General features: G+C 61.1%; 29 protein-coding genes and 1 pseudogene. 13 read left to right on the forward strand and 17 right to left on the reverse strand.

Features of this window, described 5'->3' with window-relative positions:
• Positions 1-1,153: 1,153 nt before the first annotated feature.
• On the forward strand, positions 1,154-1,348 hold the full coding sequence (locus FV218_RS12495) for a hypothetical protein (RefSeq protein WP_147709958.1): 195 nt from the start codon (positions 1,154-1,156) through the stop codon (positions 1,346-1,348).
• A 512-nt stretch (positions 1,349-1,860) separates the two neighbouring features.
• Here FV218_RS12495 and FV218_RS12505 read toward each other — a convergent pair.
• From FV218_RS12505 to FV218_RS12520, 4 genes are all read right to left on the reverse strand, one after another.
• Positions 1,861-2,241: a DUF4440 domain-containing protein gene (locus FV218_RS12505; protein ID WP_147709960.1), complete on the reverse strand. Its 381-nt coding sequence runs from the start codon at positions 2,239-2,241 to the stop codon at positions 1,861-1,863.
• 133 nt (positions 2,242-2,374) lie between these two features.
• The gene (locus FV218_RS12510) at positions 2,375-2,662 is read right to left on the reverse strand and encodes a hypothetical protein (RefSeq protein WP_147709961.1); all 288 of its coding nucleotides are present in this window, start codon (positions 2,660-2,662) and stop codon (positions 2,375-2,377) included.
• 253 nt (positions 2,663-2,915) lie between these two features.
• Positions 2,916-3,089 (reverse strand): ribosome modulation factor, encoded by a 174-nt coding sequence (locus FV218_RS22770; protein WP_187273043.1) that lies wholly within the window; start codon positions 3,087-3,089, stop codon positions 2,916-2,918.
• Between the two features lie 76 nt (positions 3,090-3,165).
• Entirely contained in the window at positions 3,166-3,471 is a 306-nt protein-coding gene (locus tag FV218_RS12520) for a hypothetical protein (RefSeq protein ID WP_246685094.1), read from the reverse strand.
• Positions 3,472-3,881: 410 nt separating this feature from the next.
• Between FV218_RS12520 and FV218_RS12525 the strand changes: the two genes are divergently transcribed.
• A complete protein-coding gene (locus FV218_RS12525; RefSeq protein ID WP_246685098.1) occupies positions 3,882-4,112 on the forward strand; it encodes a DUF2171 domain-containing protein in 231 nt (76 codons plus the stop codon).
• Between the two features lie 142 nt (positions 4,113-4,254).
• Here the strand turns inward: FV218_RS12525 and FV218_RS12530 are convergent, their stop codons facing one another.
• Entirely contained in the window at positions 4,255-4,434 is a 180-nt protein-coding gene (locus tag FV218_RS12530) for a hypothetical protein (protein WP_147709965.1), read from the reverse strand.
• 106 nt (positions 4,435-4,540) lie between these two features.
• Positions 4,541-4,792 (reverse strand): hypothetical protein, encoded by a 252-nt coding sequence (locus FV218_RS12535; RefSeq protein ID WP_147709966.1) that lies wholly within the window; start codon positions 4,790-4,792, stop codon positions 4,541-4,543.
• A gap of 123 nt (positions 4,793-4,915) precedes the next feature.
• On the opposite strand from FV218_RS12535, the gene FV218_RS12540 reads away from it, so the two are divergent.
• The 4 genes from FV218_RS12540 (at position 4,916) to FV218_RS12555 (ending at position 9,512) form a co-directional block, all read left to right on the forward strand.
• The gene (locus FV218_RS12540; protein WP_147709967.1) at positions 4,916-5,155 is read left to right on the forward strand and encodes a hypothetical protein; all 240 of its coding nucleotides are present in this window, start codon (positions 4,916-4,918) and stop codon (positions 5,153-5,155) included.
• Positions 5,156-5,214: 59 nt separating this feature from the next.
• Positions 5,215-5,607 (forward strand): translesion error-prone DNA polymerase V autoproteolytic subunit, encoded by a 393-nt coding sequence (gene umuD / locus FV218_RS12545; protein WP_147709983.1) that lies wholly within the window; start codon positions 5,215-5,217, stop codon positions 5,605-5,607.
• Positions 5,604-6,896, forward strand: a complete 1,293-nt coding sequence (locus FV218_RS12550) for a Y-family DNA polymerase (RefSeq protein ID WP_147709968.1) — start codon at positions 5,604-5,606, stop codon at positions 6,894-6,896. The genes umuD and FV218_RS12550 overlap by 4 nt, the downstream gene beginning before the upstream one ends.
• Before the next feature lie 246 nt (positions 6,897-7,142).
• On the forward strand, positions 7,143-9,512 hold the full coding sequence (locus tag FV218_RS12555) for an EAL domain-containing protein (RefSeq protein WP_147709969.1): 2,370 nt from the start codon (positions 7,143-7,145) through the stop codon (positions 9,510-9,512).
• Here the strand turns inward: FV218_RS12555 and FV218_RS12560 are convergent, their stop codons facing one another.
• From FV218_RS12560 to FV218_RS12585, 6 genes are all read right to left on the reverse strand, one after another.
• Positions 9,513-9,746 (reverse strand): DUF2171 domain-containing protein, encoded by a 234-nt coding sequence (locus FV218_RS12560; RefSeq protein ID WP_147709970.1) that lies wholly within the window; start codon positions 9,744-9,746, stop codon positions 9,513-9,515.
• Positions 9,747-9,848: 102 nt separating this feature from the next.
• Positions 9,849-10,223, reverse strand: a complete 375-nt coding sequence (locus FV218_RS12565) for a hypothetical protein (protein WP_147709971.1) — start codon at positions 10,221-10,223, stop codon at positions 9,849-9,851.
• Between the two features lie 169 nt (positions 10,224-10,392).
• On the reverse strand, positions 10,393-10,941 hold the full coding sequence (locus FV218_RS12570) for a metal-dependent phosphohydrolase (protein ID WP_246685095.1): 549 nt from the start codon (positions 10,939-10,941) through the stop codon (positions 10,393-10,395).
• 65 nt (positions 10,942-11,006) lie between these two features.
• Positions 11,007-11,663: an SOS response-associated peptidase gene (locus FV218_RS12575; protein ID WP_147709972.1), complete on the reverse strand. Its 657-nt coding sequence runs from the start codon at positions 11,661-11,663 to the stop codon at positions 11,007-11,009.
• A 4-nt stretch (positions 11,664-11,667) separates the two neighbouring features.
• Complete coding sequence (locus tag FV218_RS12580; RefSeq protein WP_147709973.1) at positions 11,668-11,934, reverse strand: hypothetical protein; 267 nt, start codon at positions 11,932-11,934, stop codon at positions 11,668-11,670.
• Position 11,935: 1 nt separating this feature from the next.
• Entirely contained in the window at positions 11,936-12,145 is a 210-nt protein-coding gene (locus FV218_RS12585) for a hypothetical protein (protein WP_147709974.1), read from the reverse strand.
• Positions 12,146-12,514: 369 nt separating this feature from the next.
• Here FV218_RS12585 and FV218_RS23505 point away from each other — a divergent pair.
• From FV218_RS23505 to FV218_RS12595, 3 genes and pseudogenes are all read left to right on the forward strand, one after another.
• Positions 12,515-12,694: pseudogene (locus FV218_RS23505) on the forward strand (DUF6538 domain-containing protein); the annotation flags it as partial.
• Positions 12,695-12,871: 177 nt separating this feature from the next.
• Positions 12,872-14,200, forward strand: coding sequence for a phage integrase N-terminal SAM-like domain-containing protein (locus FV218_RS12590; protein WP_187273044.1), 1,329 nt, complete (start codon positions 12,872-12,874; stop codon positions 14,198-14,200).
• A 611-nt stretch (positions 14,201-14,811) separates the two neighbouring features.
• Positions 14,812-15,084: a hypothetical protein gene (locus tag FV218_RS12595; RefSeq protein WP_147709975.1), complete on the forward strand. Its 273-nt coding sequence runs from the start codon at positions 14,812-14,814 to the stop codon at positions 15,082-15,084.
• 440 nt (positions 15,085-15,524) lie between these two features.
• Here FV218_RS12595 and FV218_RS12600 read toward each other — a convergent pair whose 3' ends face one another.
• The 4 genes from FV218_RS12600 to FV218_RS12615 form a co-directional block, all read right to left on the reverse strand.
• A complete protein-coding gene (locus FV218_RS12600) occupies positions 15,525-16,472 on the reverse strand; it encodes a retron St85 family RNA-directed DNA polymerase (protein WP_147709976.1) in 948 nt (315 codons plus the stop codon).
• A complete protein-coding gene (locus FV218_RS12605; protein ID WP_147709977.1) occupies positions 16,469-17,425 on the reverse strand; it encodes a retron St85 family effector protein in 957 nt (318 codons plus the stop codon). Before FV218_RS12605 ends, FV218_RS12600 begins: the two co-directional genes overlap by 4 nt.
• A gap of 347 nt (positions 17,426-17,772) precedes the next feature.
• Positions 17,773-18,480, reverse strand: a complete 708-nt coding sequence (locus FV218_RS12610; RefSeq protein ID WP_147709978.1) for a class I SAM-dependent methyltransferase — start codon at positions 18,478-18,480, stop codon at positions 17,773-17,775.
• Positions 18,481-18,484: 4 nt separating this feature from the next.
• Positions 18,485-18,934: an Rrf2 family transcriptional regulator gene (locus FV218_RS12615; RefSeq protein WP_147709979.1), complete on the reverse strand. Its 450-nt coding sequence runs from the start codon at positions 18,932-18,934 to the stop codon at positions 18,485-18,487.
• Positions 18,935-19,084: 150 nt separating this feature from the next.
• Between FV218_RS12615 and FV218_RS12620 the strand changes: the two genes are divergently transcribed.
• Positions 19,085-19,639, forward strand: a complete 555-nt coding sequence (locus FV218_RS12620) for a recombinase family protein (RefSeq protein WP_147709980.1) — start codon at positions 19,085-19,087, stop codon at positions 19,637-19,639.
• A 324-nt stretch (positions 19,640-19,963) separates the two neighbouring features.
• The gene (locus tag FV218_RS12625; protein WP_056088102.1) at positions 19,964-21,415 is read left to right on the forward strand and encodes a diguanylate cyclase; all 1,452 of its coding nucleotides are present in this window, start codon (positions 19,964-19,966) and stop codon (positions 21,413-21,415) included.
• Between the two features lie 317 nt (positions 21,416-21,732).
• On the opposite strand, the gene FV218_RS12630 is transcribed toward FV218_RS12625, so the two are convergent.
• Complete coding sequence (locus tag FV218_RS12630) at positions 21,733-22,377, reverse strand: hypothetical protein (protein WP_147709981.1); 645 nt, start codon at positions 22,375-22,377, stop codon at positions 21,733-21,735.
• Between the two features lie 302 nt (positions 22,378-22,679).
• Between FV218_RS12630 and FV218_RS12635 the strand changes: the two genes are divergently transcribed.
• Both FV218_RS12635 and FV218_RS12640 read left to right on the forward strand, forming a co-directional pair.
• Positions 22,680-24,242 (forward strand): amidase family protein, encoded by a 1,563-nt coding sequence (locus tag FV218_RS12635; protein WP_246685096.1) that lies wholly within the window; start codon positions 22,680-22,682, stop codon positions 24,240-24,242.
• Between the two features lie 296 nt (positions 24,243-24,538).
• Entirely contained in the window at positions 24,539-25,669 is a 1,131-nt protein-coding gene (locus FV218_RS12640; RefSeq protein WP_246685097.1) for a cache domain-containing protein, read from the forward strand.
• Positions 25,670-25,720: the final 51 nt, after the last annotated feature.

Here is a 25,720-nt window from a genome sequence, read left to right on the forward strand (position 1 = left end):
AACCGACAGCACTGCCCACGATTCATCTGCCACGATCCGCAGCAGGAACACCGCGATGGCTTCGAACGAAAAAACGGCGCCGGCTGGCCTCGACATACCGGCTAAGGGTAAGTCCCTGGTCGAGCCCAAAAACTCCGATGATCCCACAGAAGCCGGACCGACATCGCCTGGGCACAGTGTACCGACGGACGATCAGGGACCGGCGACGGGAGGATATGACAACCATTCACCAAGCCTGCACCCGACCAACAAGGAGGGTGGTTACGGTGCAGGTTGACGTATCCGCTGGGCATTGGGTGCGCTGACCGACACGATTCATCGCGCCTTTTCTTGGGACGAACTCGTCCCGACCCCAGCAGCATGCCATGCTGTGCGTCGGCGCGAACGGCGTCGTGCCGACGGGCGACCGTGTTGCGGTGAGGATCGCGCTGCTCATCGCGTCCATGCTCTCGATCAGTATTTCGCACTGCGACTGGATCCTCGTCCAATGACTCGGATCGCGCCGATCTGGATGAAGAACCTGTTCCAGACCGGGAACGGCTCGCACTGGGGGCTGCGCCGACGTAGGGCGGACCGCGACTGTAGGATTATTCCGCGCTGCTGGCGCGTCTACATTCTGATCCCTCAACCCGAGGACGATCATCCCTACCTTCACCCGCCCGGGGTAATCCGTGGCGGGTTTTCTTTTCTGGTCGCGGTGAAACTGGAGGCGACGGAGGTCCGTAGAATTATAAATGCAAAACCCATCAAATGCGATTCTTGCGAAGCACGCTTGCGAGTCAGCGGATGACAGGCTTGCATCCGCCGACGCCGCATGGATGACCGAGTTAGCGACTGCTTTCGGTGGCAGAAACGTTGATGCCGTGGCTGCGACCCCGGAGGGACAGGGTGAACCGGGCAGCCGGTTGCGCGAACTTTTTGATGCCCACATCGAGGCGAGGACAGTCTGGAGCAGGGCACACGAGGGGAAACCGCAGCTCGGCTAGCCGCGACGCGCGGGCGCGACGATCTGTTCTGACCCGCACGGTAACAACTGCGGCAGCCTTTCTTGCAGGCCCTCGGCCCCTCCTAAAAATGAAGGGTGGATAAGCACCAGCTCGAACATCCGTGCCATCCAACCGTTGGTGCCATTCGAGAAGCCTGCGAGGAACCGATGAGCGAAAAGAAGGCGCCCCCAAGTGAAGCGACCACCGCGCCGACTGCGCCTAATCCGCAAGACACCTTGAGCGTGCCGATGGATCAGGTGATCACGAAGACTTCAAATATCGAAGGTAGCCACACCCAGGAGACGATTGACCCGGCGGAGCAACTACCCGAGGACCCCAAGGAACAGAACGACCTAGCTTGATTTGGTCCTCTTGTCGGAACGGACAGGCGGAAGCGGTGGTTGCCGGTTAGGTTTAGATCCGGAGGACATATGACCAAAATTCTCGTTCTCGCCTTGGGCGCCTCGCTGTGTAGCTTCTCGGCTCTCGCACAGTCTTCCATCGGGCCCGCGACTGGACCCGGACCGGGAACTGCGCCCGTTGCCCAGGGGCAGCCGAACACCACGGGCAACGACCCCAGCGTTTCGGTCTCGCGTGGTGCCACGGGTGCTGAGACTGCGACGACAGACTCGGCCGCAGGCGGTAATGCCAGCAAGCCCGAGCAAGCTGTGCCGAACAGCAGTGCGGGCGGTGGCGGCCGCTGATTTCAAGCGGCGAGCCAAGTAGACTTACCCGCCCGGCCCAAGCCGCGGCGGGTTTCTTTATTTGAACGAATCAGGCTTACAGAAGCTCCATCGACAGCAAATGCAGCAAACTGCGCCCGGGCTGAATTGCGATGAAAATGCAATGGCCGGAGGAAGGTGTTGCGTGGGACTTACTGCTCTTTGGTCTCGACCGTACCAGCCCGAGCGAGCGGCGGCGTCTGCTGGTGCTGGATGACCCGCCAGACTTCGTGTTCCAGTCGCCGGTACGTCGATGTGCAATTCGCTTCGTAGGTCTCGTCGTCGCGAGACGCCGCAACCTGATACGCGACCACAATGATACCCTCTTGCGGGCGGGCAATCTGCTCTTTTGAAAACGCAACACTGGTCCAGCGAGGTGTGTTCGCGACGGCCTCAATGGCCTGCTGACCGCTCAGCACGAACGGAGGGTGCGGCAGCACCATCAGACACTCGTCATCAATCAGTTCGCGGTAGTGATCCGGACTGCCGTCCCAGAGACTCTTCTCGAAGGACCAAACGCGATCGTCATCCATGGTGCGCTCCTGCCGATGGGGAACAGTTTGTGAAGCGAGTAAACAAGGCTTCGTTCCTGTGACGCGCTACCGCAGCACGCCCTGCGCACGTAGAAGGTGAAGCGCTGAAGGTGTGTCTGCGGGATAACACCCTCTATCCGAACTCCATTGAGACGGAGCGTTCAGCAGGCAGCGCCGCCACGACGCGTGGGCCTCGCACATCGAGGTTGTTGCTCTCCCAGTCATCGAGAACAGCATTGGACGCTCGGATGAGGCCGTCGGATGATCCTCCGATCACCGGCCGGATTGCTTCGACAAGGCGGGTCACGAGCACCTGCTCATTGCTGGGATGGATCGCCGAGGTCGCCTGGTGTGCGTAGGCGGCATAGACGTTCTCAGCGAAGTCACGCGCGATCTGGTCTGCTTCCGGGGTATCCGACACGGGCTCTTCCTCTCTTTATTTCCCGATGCAGCTCGTTCTCATCAGCGGGCTCGGTGCTCGCCGGGCGCTCCAGAACAGCCCGAGGCGAAACAGAGCCTTATTGCCCGATAGAACGCCGCCCGTTCGGCAGGAGATAGCCGTTCCAATCGAGCTTCAAGGGCAGCTTTTCCCGCGATTGCATCAGGATGCTGGGCGGCCTGGGCCTCTGTGATCCTGGTCATCGGAGCTCCCTACTGGTGTGAAGCCTTACTCATCACAAACGGGGATCCGGACCATCGTCGCGAGGTGTGCCGTCATAGCCTTCCATCCAGGACGCGCGTTCCTCGCTGTCACGCGGGTAGGGGCAGGCATCTTTCGGCCGGCCGTGAATACGGGCCTGTGCGCCTTCTTCGATGGGATCTGGGTTGGAGTAACGGGTCTGGGCCATGACGGTGACTCCGCGTTCAAATGTGCAGGTCAACTGCACCGAAATGGAACACGATCCCGCGGCATAAGAAGCATTCTCAGCCCTTCGTTCGTTGGAACGGCCGAAGGACCCGAGCCAGCCGACCTGGCTCGGCCGCGACTTCCGGCGCCGGCCCTTCCGCGGCAAGCATGATCTGCCCAAGCAGGGACGGCAACTCGATACCGTGCTCCTTCAGCAGCAGGCCGGCATCAAGAAGCGAGCGGATGTGGTCGTCCGGAACCGGACGCTTCATGATTTGCGCGTCGAGAACCCGGTCGGCGAGGAGCGTCGCGAGTCGAGACACCTCCGACAGACGCTCGTGAGCGGCATCGACTTCAGGAACAGGTATCGAAACGGCACTCACGTCCATCTCCGTTGGTTGTCGAACGCTCGCCTAGGGGTATCCCCCATTCGAAAGCATAAGCCAAACCTCTCCAAATCCATCGAGAAGCAAATTAATTGGTAAGGTTTGAGATTCGGAGCTCTTTTCGCACTTTTCTGGTCGCAGAAATGCCGATGGCGCATGCGCAACGACACGAGTTGCCACAGCTTACCCATTCTAATTGTGTGCCCGCGAATGCGGCGATGCGGCCAGGAACGGCCGCTTCAACGGCCGCGTTGACGGCCGCCCCCCCAATCATTGAACAGGATTTCACCATGCGTCGTGCCATTACTACCGCTTGCCTGATTATCGCCTCGTCGTGCGCGCTGGTGCCGCTGGCGCATGCCCAGGAGCCCGCTGCCAAGACAACCAACAGCGTAGTTCGCGAACACATGGAGGTTGTCGGTTCCGACAAGATCCACGTTGGGACGGTCGATAAATACGATGGCAAAGACATCAAACTGACGAAAAACGATCCGGCGGCCGACGGCCAGCATCACACCATCCCGTCGTCCTGGGTTGGCACGCTGAACGGCGACACCGTCATCCTGACTAAAACGGCCCGGGAGACCATGGCTGAGTGGAAGGCTTCTGAGCGCCCAGAAGGCGACGCGAAGAAATAAGAAAACGCCCGCTTCGACTGAACGTAACTACCCCGCCGCCCGATCTGATCACGGGCCGGCGGGGTAGGACGCCCATCTCACGCTCGAGCCGATACGCAACTTGGCTCGACGACAGGGTGCCGCCACCATGCTGCGCCCAGCCCTACGGGTCCTCTAGGTTCCGGGCGATCACCCGCCCGACCTGCAGCATCAGGTCCCGCATGATCGCATCGAGGTGTGGATCGCGAAGCGCGAAGACGTCCTCGGCCAGCGCCAGCGTGAGCTCGCCCAGGCGCTCCCGGGTCGCGACGTCCAGATCTTTGGGATCTTGCGGGTCGGGCATCACGGCCTCCGGTTGCACGAAGGCACTCACGCACGCGTGAACGGAGGCGTCCAGATCTGGCAATCTCATAAGGATCGGGGACGCTATGCCTGCTGGTCGCCACCAGTCATCCGCGCCCGGCACGGCGGTCGTGCTGAATGTCGGTGAACGCCTTCGCCAGCAATGCACGGCCTTTCTCGTCGTAGACCTCGACGTACCAATCCACCCAATCGAGCCCCGCAGCCCGGGCCATAAGGTCGAGGGCCACCTGCTCTGCGTGAAGGCGCATCAGCGCCACCGTCGGGATCCGCCGTCCGCGCAGATCGACCACGAGGTCGTGCCCGTCCGTGCAGTGGAAGCGGTAAAGCCGCGTCGGCATTGGCGTTCTACCCCGCGCTCCACAGGCGTCCACCGGCACGTTTCCTGGCTTGGCCGTATCGATTGAACCACTGGCCGAGATGCGGTTTGTTCCTGCTCTGTTCTAACAGGAGCCGGACGCGAGATGCACGCCCATCCCCATGAGCCGCCTGTTGAGATCCGCCTGTCCGAGGCCGAGAGGATTGCCCTCGCGTATCACCGGGCCGCACATGGGGATGCCTGGACCGCGCTGGTGCGGGCGGTCGAGGACGCCCTTGCCGACCTCGCGGAGGCCGAGCGCCGGACGATGCAGCGGGATCGCCTGATCTCGCGGGGCTACATCCGCGGCGGCGTGCCCGTGGCACGGGCGAGCACCGCTTCGTGAGCCCTTACGCCGTCGATGAGCTGATCACCGGCAGCGCGGATGCCGTCCGGATCCCGATCATGGGGCAGGCGCTCTGCGCCGGCTTCCCCTCGCCGGCCGACGACTTCCTCGAAGGTGCCCTGGAGCTCCCACGCTGGCTTGCACCGAACCCGCCGGCGACCTTCGCATGGAACATCTCGGGCGATTCCATGCGAGGCGCCGGCATCTTCGATCGCGACCTCGCGGTGGTGGATCGCAGCCTGAAGCCCGGCAACGGCAGCGTGGTCGTGGCCGCGATCGATGGCGAGATGTCGATCAAGCGTCTGCGCGTCGAGGGCAACGTCTCGCGCCTCGCGTTCGAGAACCCGGACCTGCCGGCCTTCGCCGTTCAGGAGGCGGCCGAGGGCGAGATCTGGGGCGTGGTGCGCTTCTCGATCCGGTGGCACATCGCCCGCGCCGGACTCGTCCGATGAGCCGCGCGATCGCGCTTATCGACGGCAACAGCTTCTACTGCTCGTGCGAGCGGGTGTTCGACCCGAAACTCGCTCGGGTGCCGGTGATCGTGCTGAGCAACAATGATGGCTGTGCGATAGCTCGCACGGCCGAGGCCAAGGCCCTCGGGATCAAGATGGGCGACCCGTTCTTCAAGATCCGCGAGCAGTGCCGGCGCGACGGCGTGCGGGTGTTCTCGTCGAACTACACCCTCTACGGCGACATGAGCTCGCGCACGAACACGGTCTATCGGGACTTCTCCCCGCGCGTGGAGATCTACTCGATCGATGAGTCCTTCCTCGACCTGTCCGACGTGCACCCGGACCTGCGGGTCGAACTCGCCCGGGATCTGCGTGCCACGGTGCGGGCCTGGACCGGCATCCCGACCTGCGTCGGCATCGGCGCGACGAAGACGCTGGCGAAGCTCGCCAACCACATCGCCAAGTCCAACCCATCGCTGGATGGCGTGTGCGACCTGACCGACCCGGTGGCCTACGACCACTGGCTCTGCCGGATCGCGGCGGCCGAGGTCTGGGGCATTGGCCGGGCCTCGGCGGCGAAAATCGAGGCCATGGGCGTCGACACGGTGGCGGACCTACGCGACCTCGATCCGCGCCCCGTGCGCAAGGCGATGACGGTGGTGGGCGAGCGCATCATCCACGAGCTGCGCGGCCTGTCGTGCCTGCCCCTCGAGCTGGTGCCGGCCCAGCGCAAGGGCTGCGCCGTCACCCGGTCGTTCTCCCAGCGGGTGGAGGATCGCGGCACGGTCGAGCAGGCGGTCGCCGCGCACGCGACGCGGCTCGGCGAGAAGCTGCGGCGTGAGGGCCTCGGCACCGACCACGTCGAAGTCTTCTACCACACCTCCACCCACGACCGGGGCGACCCGATGCGGTCGGTCTCGACCACCGTGACCCTGCCCGAGGCGACGAACGATTCCCTGGTGCTGATCCAGGCGGCACAGCTCGGCGTCGCCCGGACCTGGCGCGAGGCGCCGGGCGACCGGCCATGGCGCTACAGCAAGGCCGGCATCATCACCACGGACCTCATGCCTCTGGTGGCCTCGCCGCGCGCGCTGATCGGTCGGCTCGACCGCGAGCGCAGCGGGGCGCTCATGGCGGCGATGGACGCGTGCAACGGCCGTTTCGGCCGGGGATCGGTGGTACCGGCGCGCGCCGGGCTCACCGAGAGGCGGACGTGGTCGACGAAGTTCGAGATGCGCTCGCCTCGCTACACGACGCAGGTGTCCGAGTTGCCAACGGCGCATGCGTGAACGCGAGCGAAGAGGCATCGGCGATTTGGCCGCAGGTATACGTCGCAGGTAGAATACTTCGCATCTAAGATGCATTCGCATCCGCCCGAATAATGCAACGCTTGCCGTGTCCACCGTTTCGTGCGGCAATAAGTCGACGTATCTAAGGCGTCAAATCTATGATCGCCTCGATAATTGCGTGATGGTATCTATTACTTAACTTTGATTTTTGAGGAAAAGCATACGTTTCCGGTATCATGAAGCAGCATGCTGCTAACGATCATCACACTTCTGGAAAGCCAAGCGGTCGGCTTCGTTTTGGCTGCCGCTACCATCTGTGGACTCAGCGCAGTGCTGATGGTGCACCTCCTTCGCCGGGCAGAGGACAAGAACGGTCGTGGCCATTGGTGGCGGCTCGGTGGCGCGGCCCTCGCGGCCGGCCTTGGGGTTTGGACGACCCACTTCCTAGCGATGCTTGGGTACCGCACCGACATCATCCTCAGCTACAATCACGGTGTCACCCTCGCCTCGGCGCTGATCGCCATCCTAGCTGTTGGTGTCCCGTTCGCGCTTTCGACTCTGCCTGCGCATGCCTGGGCCCGGACGCTCCTCGGGGCAGCCTCGGGGGCCGGGATCGGGCTGATGCACATCACCGGTATGGCGGCCATAGAGGGCTGCACCCAGCTCCAGTCAATCGTCGCCAATGCCCTGGCCTGCCTCGTGGGCGCTGCCTTCATGGGCCTGATGCGCGGCCTGCCCCGCCTGCGCAACCCGTACGATTATCTTGTCGCCTGTCCGCTCGTCGTGGTGGCCGTGTGCGGCGCGCACTTCACGTCCCTGGCTGGGACGTTGATTGAGGGACAGCCCGCAGGCGAGTACGGATCGAACATCCAGGTAGCCCTCAGCATCCTGACCGCAGGAGGCGCGGCGATCCTCATGTTCGGCGCCGTCGTTGCCCTCGCCGCGACGCGACGGTTCGAGGCTCAGGAAACGGCTCACCTGCGCGTCCTGGCCACGGCGCTGCAGAACATGTCGAACGGCATCCTGAAGATCTCGTCGGGCGGAACGGTGCAGCTGTACAACACCCGCCTCTGCGCCATGCTCGGGCTCACGCCGGACAGCCTCTTTGTCGGCATGCGCCTCGACGATTTCCTGGCAGCGACCGGCCGAGCCAACGGGTGGGATGGCGCCCGCGTCGCCCGGGTGGTGCATAATCACTGGCTCTGGATGGGAAAGAGCACCGAGACGCGCATCGAGCATCAGTTCGACAACGGACGCATTCTGTCGATTGCCTGCCAGCCCGTGGAGGATGGGGCTGTCCTCACCTACGACGACGTGACCCGGGATAGGGAGGCCCAGGAGGAAATCTCCCATCTCGCATATCACGATCCCCTGACCGGACTGGCCAATCGGCGTTCGCTGAGCGAGCGGATGCTGGCCGATCATCTTGGCGCCAGGTTATCGACCTTGCTTCTCATCGACCTCGACAGGTTCAAATCCGTCAATGACACGTTCGGGCATGCGGTGGGAGACAAGCTCCTTGTGGCGGTAGCGGCGCGCCTGCGCGGTCTCGGCAACCATGGGCTGATCGCACGGCATGGCGGTGACGAACTCGCGATCCTCATGCTGGGCGACGCGGCGGCGGGGAAGGCGCTCGCCGAGAGGATCGTAGCGGAGATCGAAGCTCCCTACATGCTCGGCGAGGTGACGACGGTCATTGGCTGCAGCGTCGGCGTATGCTGCAGCTATGACAGCACCGGCCCCGACGATCTCATGCAGCGTGCGGATATCGCCCTATACGAGGCCAAGCGGCGGGGGCGTGGACAGGCGGTCAGTTACGAGGTCGGAATGATCGAAGCGATCGCTGCCCGCGGTCATCTCGAAAACGACCTGCGCCACGCCCTCGCGGCGCGCCAGTTTCACCTGGTCTATCAGCCGATCCTCGCCCTTGCGAGCGACCGGGTGGTATCCTTCGAAGCCTTGATTCGGTGGACGCATCCGGAGCGTGGGGCGATCTCACCGGTCGACTTCATTCCGCTGGCGGAGGAAAACGGACTGATCGTTCAGATCGGCAAATGGGTGCTGGAGGAAGCCTGCCGGGAGGCCGCTGGCTGGCCTGCGGAGCAGCACCTTGCGGTCAACGTGTCGGCGGTGCAGCTTCGTTCACCCTCGCTGATTTCCCATGTGGTGGGCGCGCTCGCGCAAAGCGGCCTTTCGCCCAAACGCCTCGAACTCGAACTCACCGAGACGGCTCTGGTCGAGGACGGGCGCCAGATCGCCCATACCCTGGCTGCGCTCCGGCAACTCGGGATCCGGATCGCGATGGACGATTTCGGGACCGGCTACTCGTCACTCGCCCACCTACGCGACCTCCCCCTCGACCGCATCAAGATCGATCGAAGTTTCGTCGCCGCAGCCCTGCACGACAAGCAGTCCCTTGCCGTGATCAAAGCGGTCACGCAGATGGGCCGCGATATGGAGATTCCCACCCTGGCCGAAGGGGTAGAAAGCGCAGATCAGCTCGCCCTACTGCGGGAGATCGGCTGCGATGCCGTCCAGGGCTATCTCATCGGCCGGCCCGCCCCGCCAGCCCGCGGAACCTCGCCGCGGGCTGGCGGGCTGGCGGAGGCGGCCTGATCAAGACGTAGACCACTCTCGCTTAACCTCTTCGGCCGGGCGGTCGAGCTTGACGGTATCGCCATCGATGGACTGAACGAAGTCCACTGGGATGAAGTGGTGCAGCCCTCCAGCGGCCGGATCTTTCTTCGTCAGCTTGATCTCACCCTTGTCGACATGGTCCACGGTACCGACATGCTCGCCGTCCGATCCGACCACGTTCGTGTGTTCTTTGATCTGCGCTGCATCGATCATCGATTTCACTCCCTGTCTCGATCACAACGGAAGGGGGCGCGCGGTGTTCCTGGGGCTCGGCGGGCCCACAGGCCCGCGGTTGGCCGTCCGGCTGGACAAGGCCTACCGCCCGAACAGCCAAATCGGCACGGCGCCCGTCGGCCGGCCGGGCGTGTCGCGGTAGTGGGCGGTGTTCACGAACGCGATCCGGTTGGCGGTCAACGCCGACACCTTGTCACCCGACATGACGATGCCGCCGCAGAAGTCCGGGCGGATCAGACCGGCCTCGGGGTGAACGCCGAACAGGTCCAGCGTCGTCCAGCCCAGCCCGGCAGCCTCGTCGGCCCAGCGGTCGAGGAAATCGACGCACTTCTCATGCATGCCCGCCCAACTCTGCATGGTGAGGCCGGGGCACGGCACGACGCTCGGCCGGAGGTTCAGGAAGCCCTGGCGCCATGCCTGCGGGTCAGCGGGGACGATCTTGGGTGTAGGTGCCATGAGGTCCGGTGCGTGGTGGCCGGACGGCATAGGCGGGTGCGGAGCAGCGGGCTATAGCGGCGGGGTCACAGGGACTCCCAGCAGTCCCGCGAGCCGCGCCATATTCGCGACGATCTGGCGAGTAGCGGACTGACGGCAGTGGCGGTCAGCGGGTCGTCCGGGCATCGTCTTATCGCTTCTTCCAACCCAGCCGCGCGGCCGCGTCCTTCAGGATCGGGAGGGCGGCGCCGTACTTCGCGCTCAGGCGCTCCCGTGTCGCGTCATTCAGAAGCGCCAGACGCTCAGGGTCGGAGTTGTCCTCGATGTCAGCGATCTTGACCAGCACGATCAAAAGCGAGGCAGTCGAGGCGAGATCGTTGATCCAATCGAGGTAGGCACCGTTTCCGAGCGGTTTAGTAAGGGCGAACACCCCGTCAGCTACGACATCGGAGAACCCCTCCATACGGAGGTCGTCCGCCGTGTGCCTCGTGTCCTCCACCACGTCATGAAGCCACGCGATCTGCACGACCTCGCTCGCAATCGTCGGCGACAGGATGCCCGGCATGCCAGAGATTTTTGCAGCTGCCCGATGAGCTACCCCGGCTAGGTGCTCGACATACGGCCGGCCCGCCTTGTCGAACTGCCCCTCATGGACGATCCGAGCGAAGGCTTCGGCATCCGCTGTGGTCCGCTGCAGGGGCGGAAGGATGAGCCGGTGGTCACGCATGGGTGCATTCACGCTGAGCTTCTCACAAGTTTAAGTGTGGCGGGCGCCACGCGGGTAAGCCGGCATAGCTGCCCGCATCATTCTGGCGGATCGCGCCGCGCACCCTGCGCCACGATCCGCATTTGAGCGTCCGGCAGAGGACGCTGAAGCTCGAGGGCGATCTCCGTGGGGGCTGCGAGCCAGGTGCTCCATTCCTCGGGCGTCGTCAGCAACACTGGCATGGCCTTCGGGTGGAGGGGGCCGACGATGCCGTTCGGCTCGCAGGTCAGGAACGAGAACAGGCGGTGCTCTTCCTCGATCCGGTCGGGGTTCTCGGCCTTTGTGCCGCGCACGCCGGTCCAGGTCCGCCAGATGCCGGCGAAGGCGAACAGTGGCCGGTTCTCGTCGAGGGCGAACCACGTCGGGGTCTTCTTCGGCTTGGTGTCGGCGTACTCGCTGAAGGATGAGACCGGCACGAGGCAGCGGAACTCCGGCTTGAGCCAGGGCCGCCAGTGCGGGCTCTTCACGTTGCGCACATTGGTGATGGGGTGCTCGCCGAACTGCTTCGGACCGGGGATGCCCCAGCGGAACATCTCCATCACGCGTTCGCCGTCCGCGCCGACGCGCACGATCGGCGCACGCTGGTCGGGAAAGATCCCCGGCATCGCCGGCAGGTTGCCGGTGCGATCGGACGAGACACCAAAGGAATCCCGGATCTCGGCCTGCGACGTCACCAGGCTGTAGAGATTGCACATCCGGTCATGTCCTCGACGGCAGGCCGCCTTTCGTCGCGGCCCCCGTGGTGTCGAGCTTGGCCCTGCAGCCGACGCCGTAGACGTTGGGCTGGCGGCTTCCAACCTCGCGCTGGTAGCGGCATGTCTGCGTGAGCTGGAGATAGACGTCCAGCACCGAAGCATTGTCCCCGAACCGTCGCCGCAGGCCATCAATGCGGTAGACGCCGCGCCGGTCGCACGGGCCGCAGGTAATGACGAGTTGGACCGCCCGGACGTCGCAGAGGCGCTCCACCTCATACGCGCTCGTTTGGCGCGCTACCGCGGACGAAGCCTCGGGAGACAAGCCGTTCGGTGGCAGCAAGTCGGTCCTCGATCGCAAGGAAGTCCTCGACTGCATCGCGCAGCGCTCGGCCGACATCGCCGCCGGCCGCCTCTTCGTAGGCGAGGGCGACGACCTCGGCTTGGCTCATCGACAGCATCTCGGCGATCTGTGCGGCGGTCATCTGCGAGCTTTCTTTGAGAACAAAGAAGCAACATACGCTCCGGGTTCCGGGGTCAATCGCGGCGCCGCCTGCCTGTGCGAACTGGGGATAACCGAGAACGAATCATTGCCACGGGGAGCGTCACGCTGCTCGCCCCAGCGCCGATCATTCGGCCGAAACGGTGCGGGAGGTCGGGAAAATAACCGTTTCACATCAAGGAGGGTATTACTCCCGCACCTTGGGCTCCGGCCGCTGATTTCTTAGCGTTATTCGATATCTTTCCTGGGCACCATCAGCTGGCTAAGCCGCTGATCCGCAAAAGCAATAAGCAAAATCAGAGACTTAGGGCTGCCCGAGTGATACAATCGGGTGATACAAATGGCCCTAAGAATGGCACAACCCTGGCCCCATCCTAAGACCGGTGTTTTTTGGTTCCGGCGCGCCGTGCCGAAGGACCTTCGCGCGCTTGTCGGCAAAACCGAGGAACTCGCTAGTCTCGGGACCAAGGATCCCTCTGAGGCGCGGGTACGCTACGCCGACCGGTCGGCAGAGGTTGAGGCACGGTGGGCTAACCTACGGAAACCCCCACAGACTCTCACCGAGCGGGAAGCCTCGGAAATTGCGGCAGCGGTCCATAATGCTTGGCTTGACCGCTATCGCGATAACCCGAGCGAGCCGACTGGTTGGCGAGGCGACCTCTACGAACAGATGTGGGCTGAACCCGCGAAATGGGATTTGGACCGACCGATGGCGGCGCGGGTTCGCGACCTCACCGAATCGATCATTTCGCCCGCCCGCGAACAGGAGCGATGGTGCGCAGCTGAAGCCGACCGCATTCTCTCTGAGCGTGGCCTACGGGTTGATGAAGTGGGCCGAACGAGACTCGCGCGAGCCGTATCAAATGCGATCCACCGCGCCAGTTTGACGCTCGGCCAAGCAGCAAGTGGAGATTTTAGTAGCCTACCGTCGAGATCGTTCCCTCCGCTTGCGAAGCATGGGGCGGCAGGCAGCTATCAGTCGAAAGCACACGTATTAAAACCCGCCAGACTTACCTTGAGCGGCTTATTTGAGGAATGGTGGCAAGAAGCAAAGAACGCCGGTCGCAAGCCAAGCACGCACGAAAGCTATGAGAAGACTGTCCGTTACCTAGTTGCGTTCCTGAAGCACGACGATGCTACACGGGTGACGGCTAAAGATATCGTCGATTTCAAAAATTATCGGCTAAAGACGCCTTTGAAGCGCACCGGCAAAGTGCCGTCCAATAAAACGGTCAAAGACAGTGATCTTGCAGCATTGAAGACACTGTTCGGCTGGGCAGTTATCAATAGCAAGCTGCCTGAAAATCCCGTGGGCAAGCTGACCCTTAAGGTTGGCAAAAAGCAGAGGCTACGGCCAAAGGGCTTCATTGAATCCGAAGCTCAAGCCATCCTTTCGGCTGCGTTGCACTACGTTTCGGGCGAGCGGGAAGATGTACGCACGGCCGCCGCGAAGCGTTGGCTTCCATGGCTCTGTGCCTTCAGCGGCGCACGCGTGGGTGAGATGGGTCAGTTGCGCCGAATGGACCTTCGCCGCGAAGGAGATTTGTGGGTCATTCGCATCACGCCTGAAGCTGGCACGGTGAAAACCGATGAGGCGCGGGATGTGGTGATGCACCAGCAACTCGTCGAGCTTGGCTTTCCCGCGTTTGTCGCTGCAAGTGCCGAGGGGCCGCTCTTTCTCACACCCGGCAAAGGGGGCGATGTGCTCGGCCCGCTCGCTGGCTTATTGAATCGGATGCGAGAGTTCGTTCGGCCCATCGTGCCCGACCCGAACGTTCAGCCGAATCATGGCTGGCGACACCTCTTCACGACGATTTGCGAGGAGGCTGAGATTAATCCGCGCGTCTACAACGCGATCATGGGACATGCCGGGCGCACGGTGGCAGAGAGCTACGGCGACGTGACCCTCAAAGCCAAGGCCACCGCCATTCGCAGGTTGCCGTCGTTCGATATTGAAAAGCTCCGGGCGATTGCCTCTGGACGGCGGGAGATGCATGGCATCGCGTCCTTTCTCGATGCTGCCGACCCACCCTCATAATGTAGGCCGCTTAGCCAAGCGTTCGCCGTCGTGCCATGTCAGCATGTCTCTATGCCGCCCACGGCGTGGAGCAGGAAATGGTTTTGATGGCAGAGGCTGACAATTATCTTCGAGCGCTTCTCGATCAGGCGGCCGCAGAGGAGGCATTCCTAGGTCGTCTGCGCGGAACGAACGACGCTCAGCCGGACGGTACGGCTGCCCCGCTTGCGTCAGCGCCCTCCGTGTCGTTGATGATCACGAATCAGCAACGGGCGGAGCTACGCGAGCGAGGGTTTTCCGATGCGTCCATCCGATTGATGACGCCAACTGAGGCGCACGGGCATCTCAGGCTGAGCAAGCCAAGCGTCTGAGCCTGATTTTAGCCGCCCGTGCTTTCGAGAAAAGCTGTTCGGTCTAGCGTTCGCCGCCGTGCCAGCTTGGCAAGTGCGGCAGCGATCTTGGGTTCCCCTACGCCGTCGAGATCATAAGGACCACCATGCCACGCCAGCATGCCCTTTGCTCGCAATGCCGCAGCTGGGTTACCACTCGCGCGAACTCGTCGCAGTCCGGTCTTGGATCGCGGGTGCGTGGCAAGCCGATACATCGGCCACGCACGGTAAGGAACGATGCGGATGCCGATCAGCAGGATAGACCTCAAGGATGCGGTCTCGCCTGAGGCGCTCGTCAAACGCATTCTCCAAGCTGAGCCGAACCTTGCGGCGCCCGTGCCGATCCAGGAGTTGTGCGCGCGCCTCGGCATCGTAGGGATCGAGGATCTCGATACTGACGGGTTCGAGGGCGGCCTCATTACCAACTCGAAGCGTTCCGAAGGGACCATTGTCGCCGAGCGCAGGAGTAATCCCGCGGCGGCTTCACCATCGTGCACGAACTCGGCCACTTACTGATGGCGCACCGCGACCCAGATCAGCCCGGCCGGTTCTCCTGGGAGAGTTCTAACCTGCTGTGCGTGAAAGCGGGAGATTAACCGGCGGCAACTTATGAAGGTCGAGGCTAACTGATTCGCCATGCACGTGCTAATTCCGCCGCATCTGCTGAGCGCTACGAAGTGGGAATGCAGCTCACAGTGCTTGCGAAAAATTCCAGCGCCAGCATTCAGATGATTGCTGGAGCTTACGCCAAGAGATTTGCTTACAAACGGAGCCACTAAATAGTTGTCAGTGCGCACTGATTATGTGGAGCGTAAATTATTTCAATTATGAAAAATTACAAACTTCATCGAGATAGTTTCTGATATTCTACAGTCCAGCAAGCGCACATAAGTTGCCCCACGACAAATTCGAGTCCAAAGTATACGTGCTACCCCTTATTCTATTTTCAAACGGCGCTACCTCAGTGCCTTTTTTACGTTAGCTGCTTTGATTTTCATTATAATTTCTGTTCCATATTTATTCCGCAAGACAGATAAAAAGCTTGGCTCGACAGACTGAACAAAGGCGAGATAACCAGCGAGTGCCTGCAAGCCTTTAGCATTTAATTTATCTAATTTTGCATTATGTACAGCAGCATGAAGTTCACGCTTTTTTCGCCAGCCAATCGTAACGCGTCCATCATTCGATAAAGTAAGTCCGGTGACGGATCTACGATATTTTGTCGTCACATATGTAGTTTTATCCGGATTGATTTTAAGTCTTGGGTATGGTATTGCGCGCATCGTTTCACGCACAATCTTCATAACATCATGTAAATACCCAGTCCTTGGTGCTGAAAAAGTAAGGTCATCAGCATACCGAGTGTATACAATACGCGTACCTTGAAGGCGGCTTTCAATTTCAGAGTCAAATTCGTACATTAAGATATTTGATAGCATTGGCGAGCTAGGCGCCCCTATGGCCAATCTTTGAGAAGCATGCTCTTTCTGATACTGAAAGAGTAATGAGCTCGTAAGCCCGATCTCTGTTGGATCATTTAAACATCCGGTTTTTTGGCAGTAATCGGCCCAATCGCTTCTTTTTATTGACGGAAAGAAGTTCGTAAAATCGATTTTTATTATTGGCCCCGATGTCTTATGAGCGTTAGCGTTATCTTTGATTGACGTGCCGACACGGTAGGCCATAGCGGTTCTGTGAACCGGCAAGTCGCTTAACAACAAATCTATCAGCGCACGCTGGAGGACTTTTACCTCTCGTGCAGGCTGTGATATCTTTCGCAATCCACCATTTCTTTTTGCGATATAATAAGACTTATATCTGCGCGGCGCGCTCAACATTATGCGTCGCACCGACGACTGATCTATACCTGTCGCTAGGACCAGCTTTGCAACTAGAGCGCTCATTGTTGATCGTCCTTGAGCGCGAAGCTGATACTGTTGAAGCGATCTGGATCGTGATTTTTGAAAAACGTCCGAACGTCAGACCTCCATCGCTCTCGGTTTTTTGTGCGAGCATCGGCCGAAAAGGAGTAACCAATAGAGCTCTTCACCGGTAATGCGCTATAAAAAGTCCTAAGGCCCCGCTTGTCTTTTATTATCCACTTTGCAAAGAGTGCGCACTGCAAAAACTGATGTATCCGTTTGTCATTATGATTTATATCAAGGCATTCGAGTAGCATCTTGATTTCTGAAAGTGTTAAAGCTCCGTAGTGCTGGATCATTCCGACAACCAACTTGATTATATGTCCTTCATTTTTTTTATTGAGTGTCGTATGCGCTCTTGTTTCTTTAAGCCGAATATCGATAGCCGCGTTCGCCCGTGCCTTAAAAATATTTAGATTTAAATTTTTAACGTTAGCTATGTCATCAATGCTGAGGTCTTCAAGAGTAAGAACACAAACGGCACCGTCGCCGTACATTTTTTCTAAAGAAAGTATTGGTCCGAGTTTGATAAACGAGTCAGCGTTGTAATTTTTGTCGTCAACAAAAACCAAAAGATTGGACGCTATTTGATTTATCATTGCAAACGCGCCCAATTCTGCGACGCTGCCAAAACTCTCAGAAAACAAAACAATGAGATCAGCGATCTGAGCCATATCGGCTTCTAATAATAAAATATTATCGTAATGATCATTTGGAAAAACAAAGTTTAGTTCTTCCGCAAGGACTATATGATGATTTTCATAAGGGGGGTCATAAGCAAAGCGCAGAAACGCGCTTCTAAGCGACAAGTAATGCGGCTTCTCAGCGTCAACTTGTCCGCCGCATAGAAAAATCATTGATGTGGGGGCATAAACACGGATCGACTCCGCATCTATGCCCTCCACCAGTTCCTGTATCTTGCTACCGTCTAACACTTACCTAAGGCGTGAAGGCTCGTTGTGACTTGACGAGCGGAGCGTCCTTCGGCGGCAAGGCACAACGAGCCTTCACGCCGGGAAAGAGTGCTCAATCGAATTAGATCCAGCGAATCGCTAGACCAAGCACCGGAGTGCTTTTCGCGTAAGTGCCAGATCAAAATGCACGGGTTGATCAAAAAGTCAAGGACGCGTTCGACTTCGAACGCACCACGTTTGGGTATACCCCGACGTGACGTCACTCCGTGAGCCTCGGCGAGGTCACGTCAGGGTGGCCAAGCCTATTGCTGTGACACCACCGGGCGCAGCTCTAAGGCCCTGATGTGACACTTTTCAACCCGCCGCTGCTACGCTCGGGCTACCCACCCGCGCCATGTGAACGCCGCGAAGAACAGGGCGACGTCTGAAAACCCGCCTGCCCGCAGGATGTCTGCGTCCTGCTCGGGAGACAGCGTTGGCAGATGAGCGCCGACCGCCGTTCGGGCCTTGCGGGCTTGCTCTCGATCCGAGCCCGAGGCGACCGCATAGGATTCGTAGCGGTCGAGCCAGCGCGGTCGCTCATCCTCTGACTGCGGAAAACTGCCGTGTGCCGCCACGAACGGTGCTGCGTGCTTCAAGCGCTGGTGGATCGCGCGGACAGTCGCTGTGCGCTCGTTAGGCTCGAGGAAGTGCAGGGTCAAAAGGCAGGTCGCGGCATCGAACGGACCGCACGGGGCGTCGTCGACGAAGCCGTGGACCAGCGTGACCCGGTCCAAGAGCGGGCCGAGCGTTCGTTCGGCTTGGGTCAGCATCTCCCGCGCAGGATCGACGCCGACGAAGGACCAAGTGGGATGGGCCTCGGCCAGCGCCCGCAGCTCTAGCCCTCCCCCCGCGCCGAGCACCAGAACCCGCGCGTCTGCTGGCGTCCCTTCGCCCAGTAGAATGGCTGTCATTCGGTGCAGGGCCTCGTAGCCCGGCACGAAGCGACGTGGCCCGTCGGCGTAGAGCGCGGCGGCCTGCGGGTCGTTGAAGGCCGCGACAAAGTCCAGGGTTTCGGGTTGGTCGCTACGCGACATCGGGTTAGCTCTCCTGACCGCACAAGCCGCGCTTGACCATACGCGCATGGAAATCGGCGCTGAGGCGGCCGAGGGTGACGCAACTGAACCGTTCGAGCAGCAATCGCTCGGCGTCCTCGAAGGCCGTGCCGAGGGCCGCGTTGACGGCTTGCTCGACGAGGCAGGTCGGCGCATCGCTGCGGTGCCCCATGGCGAGGATCCCGGGCGAGCCGAGGGCGACGTAGACGTCACGCAGCGTCACCTGGTCTAGGTCGCAGGCCAGCGTCCATCCCCCGCCGTGGCCCTTCTCGGATGCCACGAGGCCGAGGTCGCGCAAGCCACCCATCAGACGGCGCACCACCACGGGGTTCGTACCCATGACTGCAGCCAGCCGTTCGGACGTCACCGCTCCCTCGAACTCGGCCATATGGAGAAGGACGTGAAGCACGCCCGACAAACGACTGTCACGTCTCATGCAACTAGTCATGTTGCATGATTTCACGGGTGTCAACACGATCTGCCCCCGTGCGGCTGTCGCGAGCGGCTTGCTGACGCCGGGCAACTTGACGACGACTATTGCGGGTGTGGTTGAGGGGGTGGGCATACCACCCTGAGGTGACACCCTATGGCCCGCATCGGTTACGCTCGCGTTTCGACCCTCGACCAGGATATCAACGGGCAGCTTGCCCGCCTCACCGCCGAAGGCTGCACCCTGATCCGCTCGGAAAAGGTGTCGGGCGGCTCGCGCGAAGGTCGTACTGAACTGGCGACCGTGATCGACTTTCTTCGCCCCGGCGATGAGTTGGTGGTCGCCCGCCTCGACCGGCTCGGGCGCGACACACGCGATGTGCTCAACATCATCCATGAGGTTGAGCAGCGTGAAGCCTTCGTCACAGTGCTTGACCCGCACGTTTCGACGCAAGGGCCGATGGGCCACGTCATGCTCACCGTGCTTGGCATGGTCGCGCAGATGGAGCGTCGGTTCATCAAAGAGCGTCAGCGCGAGGGTATCGCACGCGCAAAGGCTCAGGGAGCATATGCAGGCGGTAAGCGCCGCCTCGACCGCGAGCAGGTACGGTCACTGCACGCAGCAGGAATGGGCCCGGCAGGCATCGCTCGCGACCTTGGATGCTCACGCATGCAGGTCTACCGAGTGCTGCAGGAGCCTAAAGAGCTTTGAGGGCAGAGGTGTCCATAGCGAGCAGCGAAGTCTCGGGGGCGCCAATGGGCCCGCGGAACGTCTCATATGGGTGGTTTGTTGCCAGTCGGCTTTCGGGAAGAACCATCAAAACAGGCCGGTCAATTTGGTCGTGGTGCACAACCGCTTCGCCAAGGCTCAAGGAAGATTAGCTGATCCCAGCAGTCCCTCCCCGGCATACTCGTGGGTCAAAAACCGGTCCGGACTCAGAACGCAGCTGAGGTCACACTCACTTAAGCCTGTCCGTCGTATGCAACACGACGGCGCCCTCGCCTCGATGGGACCGCACACGGGTGGCAGACGATCATGTCGGACACACAGCGCGAGGCACTGCGTCAACAGGCACTCAACGAGATCAACCTTCTCGACACGCCGCCTGAGCGTGAGTTTGACGCCCTCGCCAAGGTCGCACAACGCATGCTGGGAACCGGCATGTCCTCAATCACCCTGGTCGCCCCGGAGCGGCAGTGGTTCAAGGCGCGCTGCGGGCCTCTGGCAGCCGAGACACAGCGTGCCCAGGCGTTCTGCCCCATCGTGTTCGAGACCGAAGCACCGTTGACGGTGGCCGATACCAGCCTCGATCCGCGCTTCGCGACGAGCCTGTTCGTCACGGGCGAACCGCACATCCGCTACTACGCGGGCGTGCCGGTTCGCGTCCGGTGCCCTAACGGCGATAGGGTTACTGTCGGAACACTCTGCGTCCTTGATGAGCAGCCTCGTGATACGACTTCGGTCGATCTCGAACTTCTCGCGGAGTTGGCTTGCGTAGCCGAAGCCCTGATCGAGGCTCGGACCCTTGCCCTCCGTGCCGCAAAGATGGCCGAGGAGCACCGGATGGCGGTGAAACGCTTGGAACGCGAGCGTCGCCAGTTCAAGCAGGCCGAGCGCATGGCCGACATGGGATCGTACCGGTACGACATCGAGAAGCGATCCGTTTCCTGGTCGGATGGCGTCTTCGCTATCCACGAGTTGCCCGTTAGCGGCGGTGAGCCGACCGGGGATATCATGGGTGCCTTCCCCGAGCCTGACCGCACCGCCTTCAGGACCGCGGTGATGCGCACCCTGGACACGGGCGAGCCGTTCGAACTGGAGGCAGACCTAGTGACCGCCAAGGGCAACACTCGGCGCGTACGATGTTCCTGTGAGATCGAGCTGGCCAAGGGTAAGCCCGCCGCCCTTATTGGGTTGATCCAGGACATAACCGAGCAGCATGGATTGGAGACGCGGCTTCGACGCCAGGCCCGCACCGACGATCTGACGCAACTGCCGAACAGAGCAGAGTTCCACCGCGTCCTCGACGCGCGGTTGAATGAGGCGCGCGCGGCGAATGGCGACGTGGGAGTGGTGCTGATCGATCTCGATGGCTTCAAGGCCGTGAACGATGCGCTTGGACATGCGGCGGGCGACGCCGTGCTACGCCGTGTCGCCGACCGTCTGCGCTCACCCTCCTACGAGCGGTGGCTCCCGGCACGTCTGGGGGGCGATGAGTTTGCCGTCGTCGTACCTACCGGCCTCGATCGCGCTGGACTGGAGCGGATGGTGCGCCGCCTCCTGCACGACCTTGAGATCGTTATGGATGACCAGGGTCACATCGCACGGGTGACGGGTACCATCGGCATCGCTTGGTCGAGCGAAGCGTTGCACGACCGCGACAAGGTTTTGCATCACGCCGATGCAGCGCTCTACGCGGCCAAGCGCACTCAAAAGGGAACGGCACAGACTTATCAGGCCAAAGGGGCTCCCCGGCAGGTCGCTTGACCGAAGCAGCGGTGTGCCTGAGATCGACAACCGCACATGAGCGTTCGGCGGTCGGGCTTGGCAACCGTCCGACCGCAACGCTGCTTTGAGCGGCGTTCTGCGACGGCTGCTTTGTGGATGCGACAGCGAAGGTCCTCACTACCGGCTTGGGTCGAAAGCGGAATGGCCGTTGGGGTGGTTTGCTGCCGGTTCGCTCTCGCGTGGCAAGCTCACCGACCGCCCAAGTTCAGTACTCGTCGGGCAACATGATCGTCAGAACGCGGGTGGTCGCGGCGTATTCCGCCGCGACATAATGGGAGGTGGGTATTGCCACCGGGCTACCTATCCTTCTGAGTGCCGGGGTGCAGCAAGCCGAGCGCGTTCCAATGGCGGGTGAACTCCATTAATTCTGGGTAGTTTTCCCACCTCATGACGAAATGATTGTCCGCCTTCGTCGCAATGACCTTGGCGGCATAGTAGCCGTCATCATTTCCATCACCGGGCGCTAAAACGAGGCTACCAATCGCGATATCGGCCCAATCGAAGGGCGGTTTGGCAGCCCCGCCAGCGCCTCCGGCAGCGCCGCCGCCGCCATTGTTGTCTGAAGGTGCCGGAGGGGGCTCAGCGGGTTTACCAGCGGCTTTGATCGGGGTTGGGGTGTCAGGCAGCCCAGCGGCGGCAAGCAGGCGCTCGAAAGCCGCTTTCGAGCAGAATGGTACGAAGGCACGGCCGCTATCGAACACGCGGCCTCTCGGCAGGCTGCTGGCAAGCGTTTTATGCTCATCGGCGACGACGAAGGTTCTGAAACCCATCAGCACGGCGGCACGCTCGGCAGCCGGTGCATCATTGGGTTCAAATGCGCTGGCGTGGGGCTTTCCCCCCTGGTCGCGCCCTAGCATCACCAACGTCGGTGGCAGGGTCTGCTCCTGCCGGGGCATGGGTGGCAGCGCAGCAGCCATCGAGTGACTGACGGTGAGGGTCATTGGCGGGCTCCTGAAACGACGAAGGCCGCCCGGAGGCGGCCTTGGTGGTTGGTGTGGGATACCTGATGCTGGGGCAGGAGTCGTTTGGCTGATCGCCTGAACTGGCGGTGCATCGACATTCAAAGCATCCAATCAATCGCGAATGATGCGCGACAAATCAACTTTATATAGACTTTATGTCCTATAGTCAACCTAAGATTGAAAGTGTGAACGGACCTGTATGCTTCGGCACTCGAGCCACAGCTTCTTGGCCACCGACTTGCATACAGAATGCATCGTCCAGTTCGGTATGAGGTTCGAGTTTGAAGTCCCTGCTGATCAGCCCTGCGGTGCTTGTGGCCGCCTTCCTTGTCCCCGCGTCGGCGCAGAGTCCGTTCAGCCCCACGGAGGCAACGATCGCTGACGTTCATCGGGCCCTGGCGGCCGGGCAATTGACCTGCCGGGCACTCGTCCAGGGCTACATCGATCGGATCGCCACCTACGATCAAACGGGCCCCACGCTGAACGCGATCCGGGCACTGAATCCGAACGCTCTCGCGCAGGCGGACGCATTCGACAAGGATCCGAGTCGGTTGGCGGCTGAGCCTCTGGCGTGCGTGCCCCTGGTGCTGAAGGACAATTATAACACCGTCGAGATGCCGACGACCGGCGGCTCAAAGGCCCTGGAGGGGGCCAGACCAGCGAACGACGCCTTCGCAGTGGCCAAGCTGCGAAAAGCGGGTGTCATCATCCTGGCCAAGGCGAACATGCAGGAGTTGGCGTTGGGCGGCGTCTCAATCAGCTCTATCGCCGGGCAGGTGCGCAACCCCTACGACCTGACCCGCACGCCCGGTGGGTCGAGTGGCGGCACTGGGGTGGCCGTGGCGGCCAATCTAGCGTTGGCGGGTACTGGCAGCGACACCGTCAACTCGATCCGTTCACCAGCCTCGGCAAACAACCTCGTTGGGCTTCGTCCGACCCAGGGCCTGATCAGCCTGTCTGGGGTTATGCCGGTGTCGAAGACCCAGGATGCCATCGGGCCGCTTACGCGTAACGTCTCGGACGCGGCCGCACTGTTGCAGGCCATGGCAGGCGTCGATCCGAGCGACCCGCTTACGGCCCAGGGGGAAGGAAAGGTGTCCGCGAGCTATGCCGACTTCCTCAAGCCGGATGCGCTAAAGGGCGCCCGGCTCGGTGTGGTCAAGGTGCTATTCGGGACGAAGCCAGAGCACGAAGCGGTGAATGCAGTTATGCAAAGGGCACTGGATCAGCTTCAGGACGCAGGCGCTGTGCTGGTCACCATCGAAGACCCGGCCTTCGAAGCCGATTCTTTGAACGCTCAGGATGACGTCCAAACCTACGAGTTCAAAGCGCTTTTTAACGCCTACCTCGCCTCGGTGCCCAACGCCCCCCACAAGGATTTGGCCGCCATTCTCGCCTCCGGGCAATACGCCAAACCGGCATTGGAGAAGTTCCTGACCGGTGCGGAGGCTCGACAGGACGGTATGCAAGAGCCTGAATACAAAGCGCGGCTTGATCGGATCGCCGCCTTCAAGGCGCATGCAGCTTCGGTCATGATGGACAAGAAGCTCGACGCACTTGTCTATCCCCTGCAGAAGCGGCTCGTGGTCCCAATCGGCGAACTCAATCAGGCTGACCGCAACGGCATCGTCGCAGGACTCACGGGGTTCCCGGCGATCAATATTCCGGCCGGGTTCTCACCGCCAAGCGATACTGCACCGCTTGGCGTTCCCGTAGGCATGGACCTGCTTGGATTGCCATGGTCCGAGGGCAAGCTCCTCGGCCTAGCTTATGCGTTCGAGCAAGCGACCAAGCTTCGCCAGCCGCCCCGTAGCGGGCCACCGATCAACGTTCAAGGAAAGTGACAGCGTCCTGAACCTCAAAGGATTATTTGAACAAACTTAACCATCCCGATTCATAAGTCCTGATCAAATGAACGTTAGAACGTCCCTCAATGAGGGCGTTCACGATGTTCAGGCAGCTTGCAGATCGCATTTTATTACGGCGCCAAATCAGCCTCCTGAGCGGAGCTATAGGCCTCGCAATCGTCAGTGTGACTGCAATCGGGGCTGCTCTGCTCGCGAATGGGCAGGCGACAGAGATGGCTAAGGGTAACCTTCTACAGGTCGCACGTTCAGTCGCCGATCGGCTCGATCAAGATATGGCCGAGCGTCTGCGGGAGATTCGAAATCTTGCGCAGCTCGAACCCTTGCAGCCGCATTGGCTGGAAAACACCGGCAGCCTTCGCAAAGTCCTCGATCGCATGCAGGAGACACTGCCGGATTACGCGTGGATCGGGTTCGCCGATCGCGAGGGCAAGGTACGTGCTGCCACAGGCGGCGTTCTGGAAGGCGCGAACGTCGGTCAGCGGCCCTGGTTCAAAAACGGCACTCAGCAAGCCGCCGTCGAGGACGTCCATCCGGCGTCACTGTTGCAGTCGTTGCTCAAACCGAATGCTGATGGGTCCCCCTTCCGGTTCGTAGATTTGGCCGTCCCAGTCAGCGATGCGTCAGGCCGAGTCATCGGCGTACTAGGGGTTCATCTAAGCTGGCGATGGGCGGACGTAGTCCGACGCGAGGTTCTTTCCTCAAGAAACTCGGATCTCAAGGAAGATATTGTCGTCCTCGATCAATCCGGTCGCGTCCTGCTTGGGCCTAATCTGGGATCATCCCCGTACACCTCTGCTGAGCTAGGGGCAGGACATTTCGTCAGCCGCAACGCCGAAGGTAATCAGCTTGCAACGGTGGCCCCTACTCACGGGCGCGGTTACTATGTAGGGCTAGGCTGGATCGTCGTGGCCCTCCAACCAATCGATACCGCGCTCGCAGGAGCCGCACAGTTAACAGGTCTCATCATCGTACTGGGCCTCAGCGCAGCTCTGGCTGGCATGTTCGGTATCCGATCGGTAGCAGCACGACTGACGCAACCGTTGACTAAGTTGACCGAGGCGGTTGATCGCGTAGGTCGAGATAAAAATGCGAGAATGACCGACCGTGTTCACGGCTCCCCCGAAGTTCTACAGTTGTCAGCGTCAGTTAGGTCTCTATTGAGGCGTATTGGCATGGCCGAGGCGGATGCTCGGCACATTGAAGCTGAGGCTTCGAATGCCGCCCACGCTGCAGAGGACCGCGTGAGGCGACTTGGGGCCGATCTCCATGCAATGCAGGTCCTCGCGGATACAGATGCGCTCACGGGTCTGCTAAATCGACGTGCGATTGTCCGACGTCAGCACCTGTGGGACAGAATGAGGGTCTTCACGAACGGAGGATGGCTGGTTCATCGTAGCCCCTGAGGAGCGAAGATGAAGCAGACATCCGGACCGGCCAAGAAGCCGGCAGAAGCG

Origin of the sequence: Methylobacterium sp. WL69, from assembly GCF_008039485.1 — a bacterium.
In the GTDB taxonomy this organism is placed as follows: Bacteria; Pseudomonadota; Alphaproteobacteria; order Rhizobiales; family Beijerinckiaceae; genus Methylobacterium.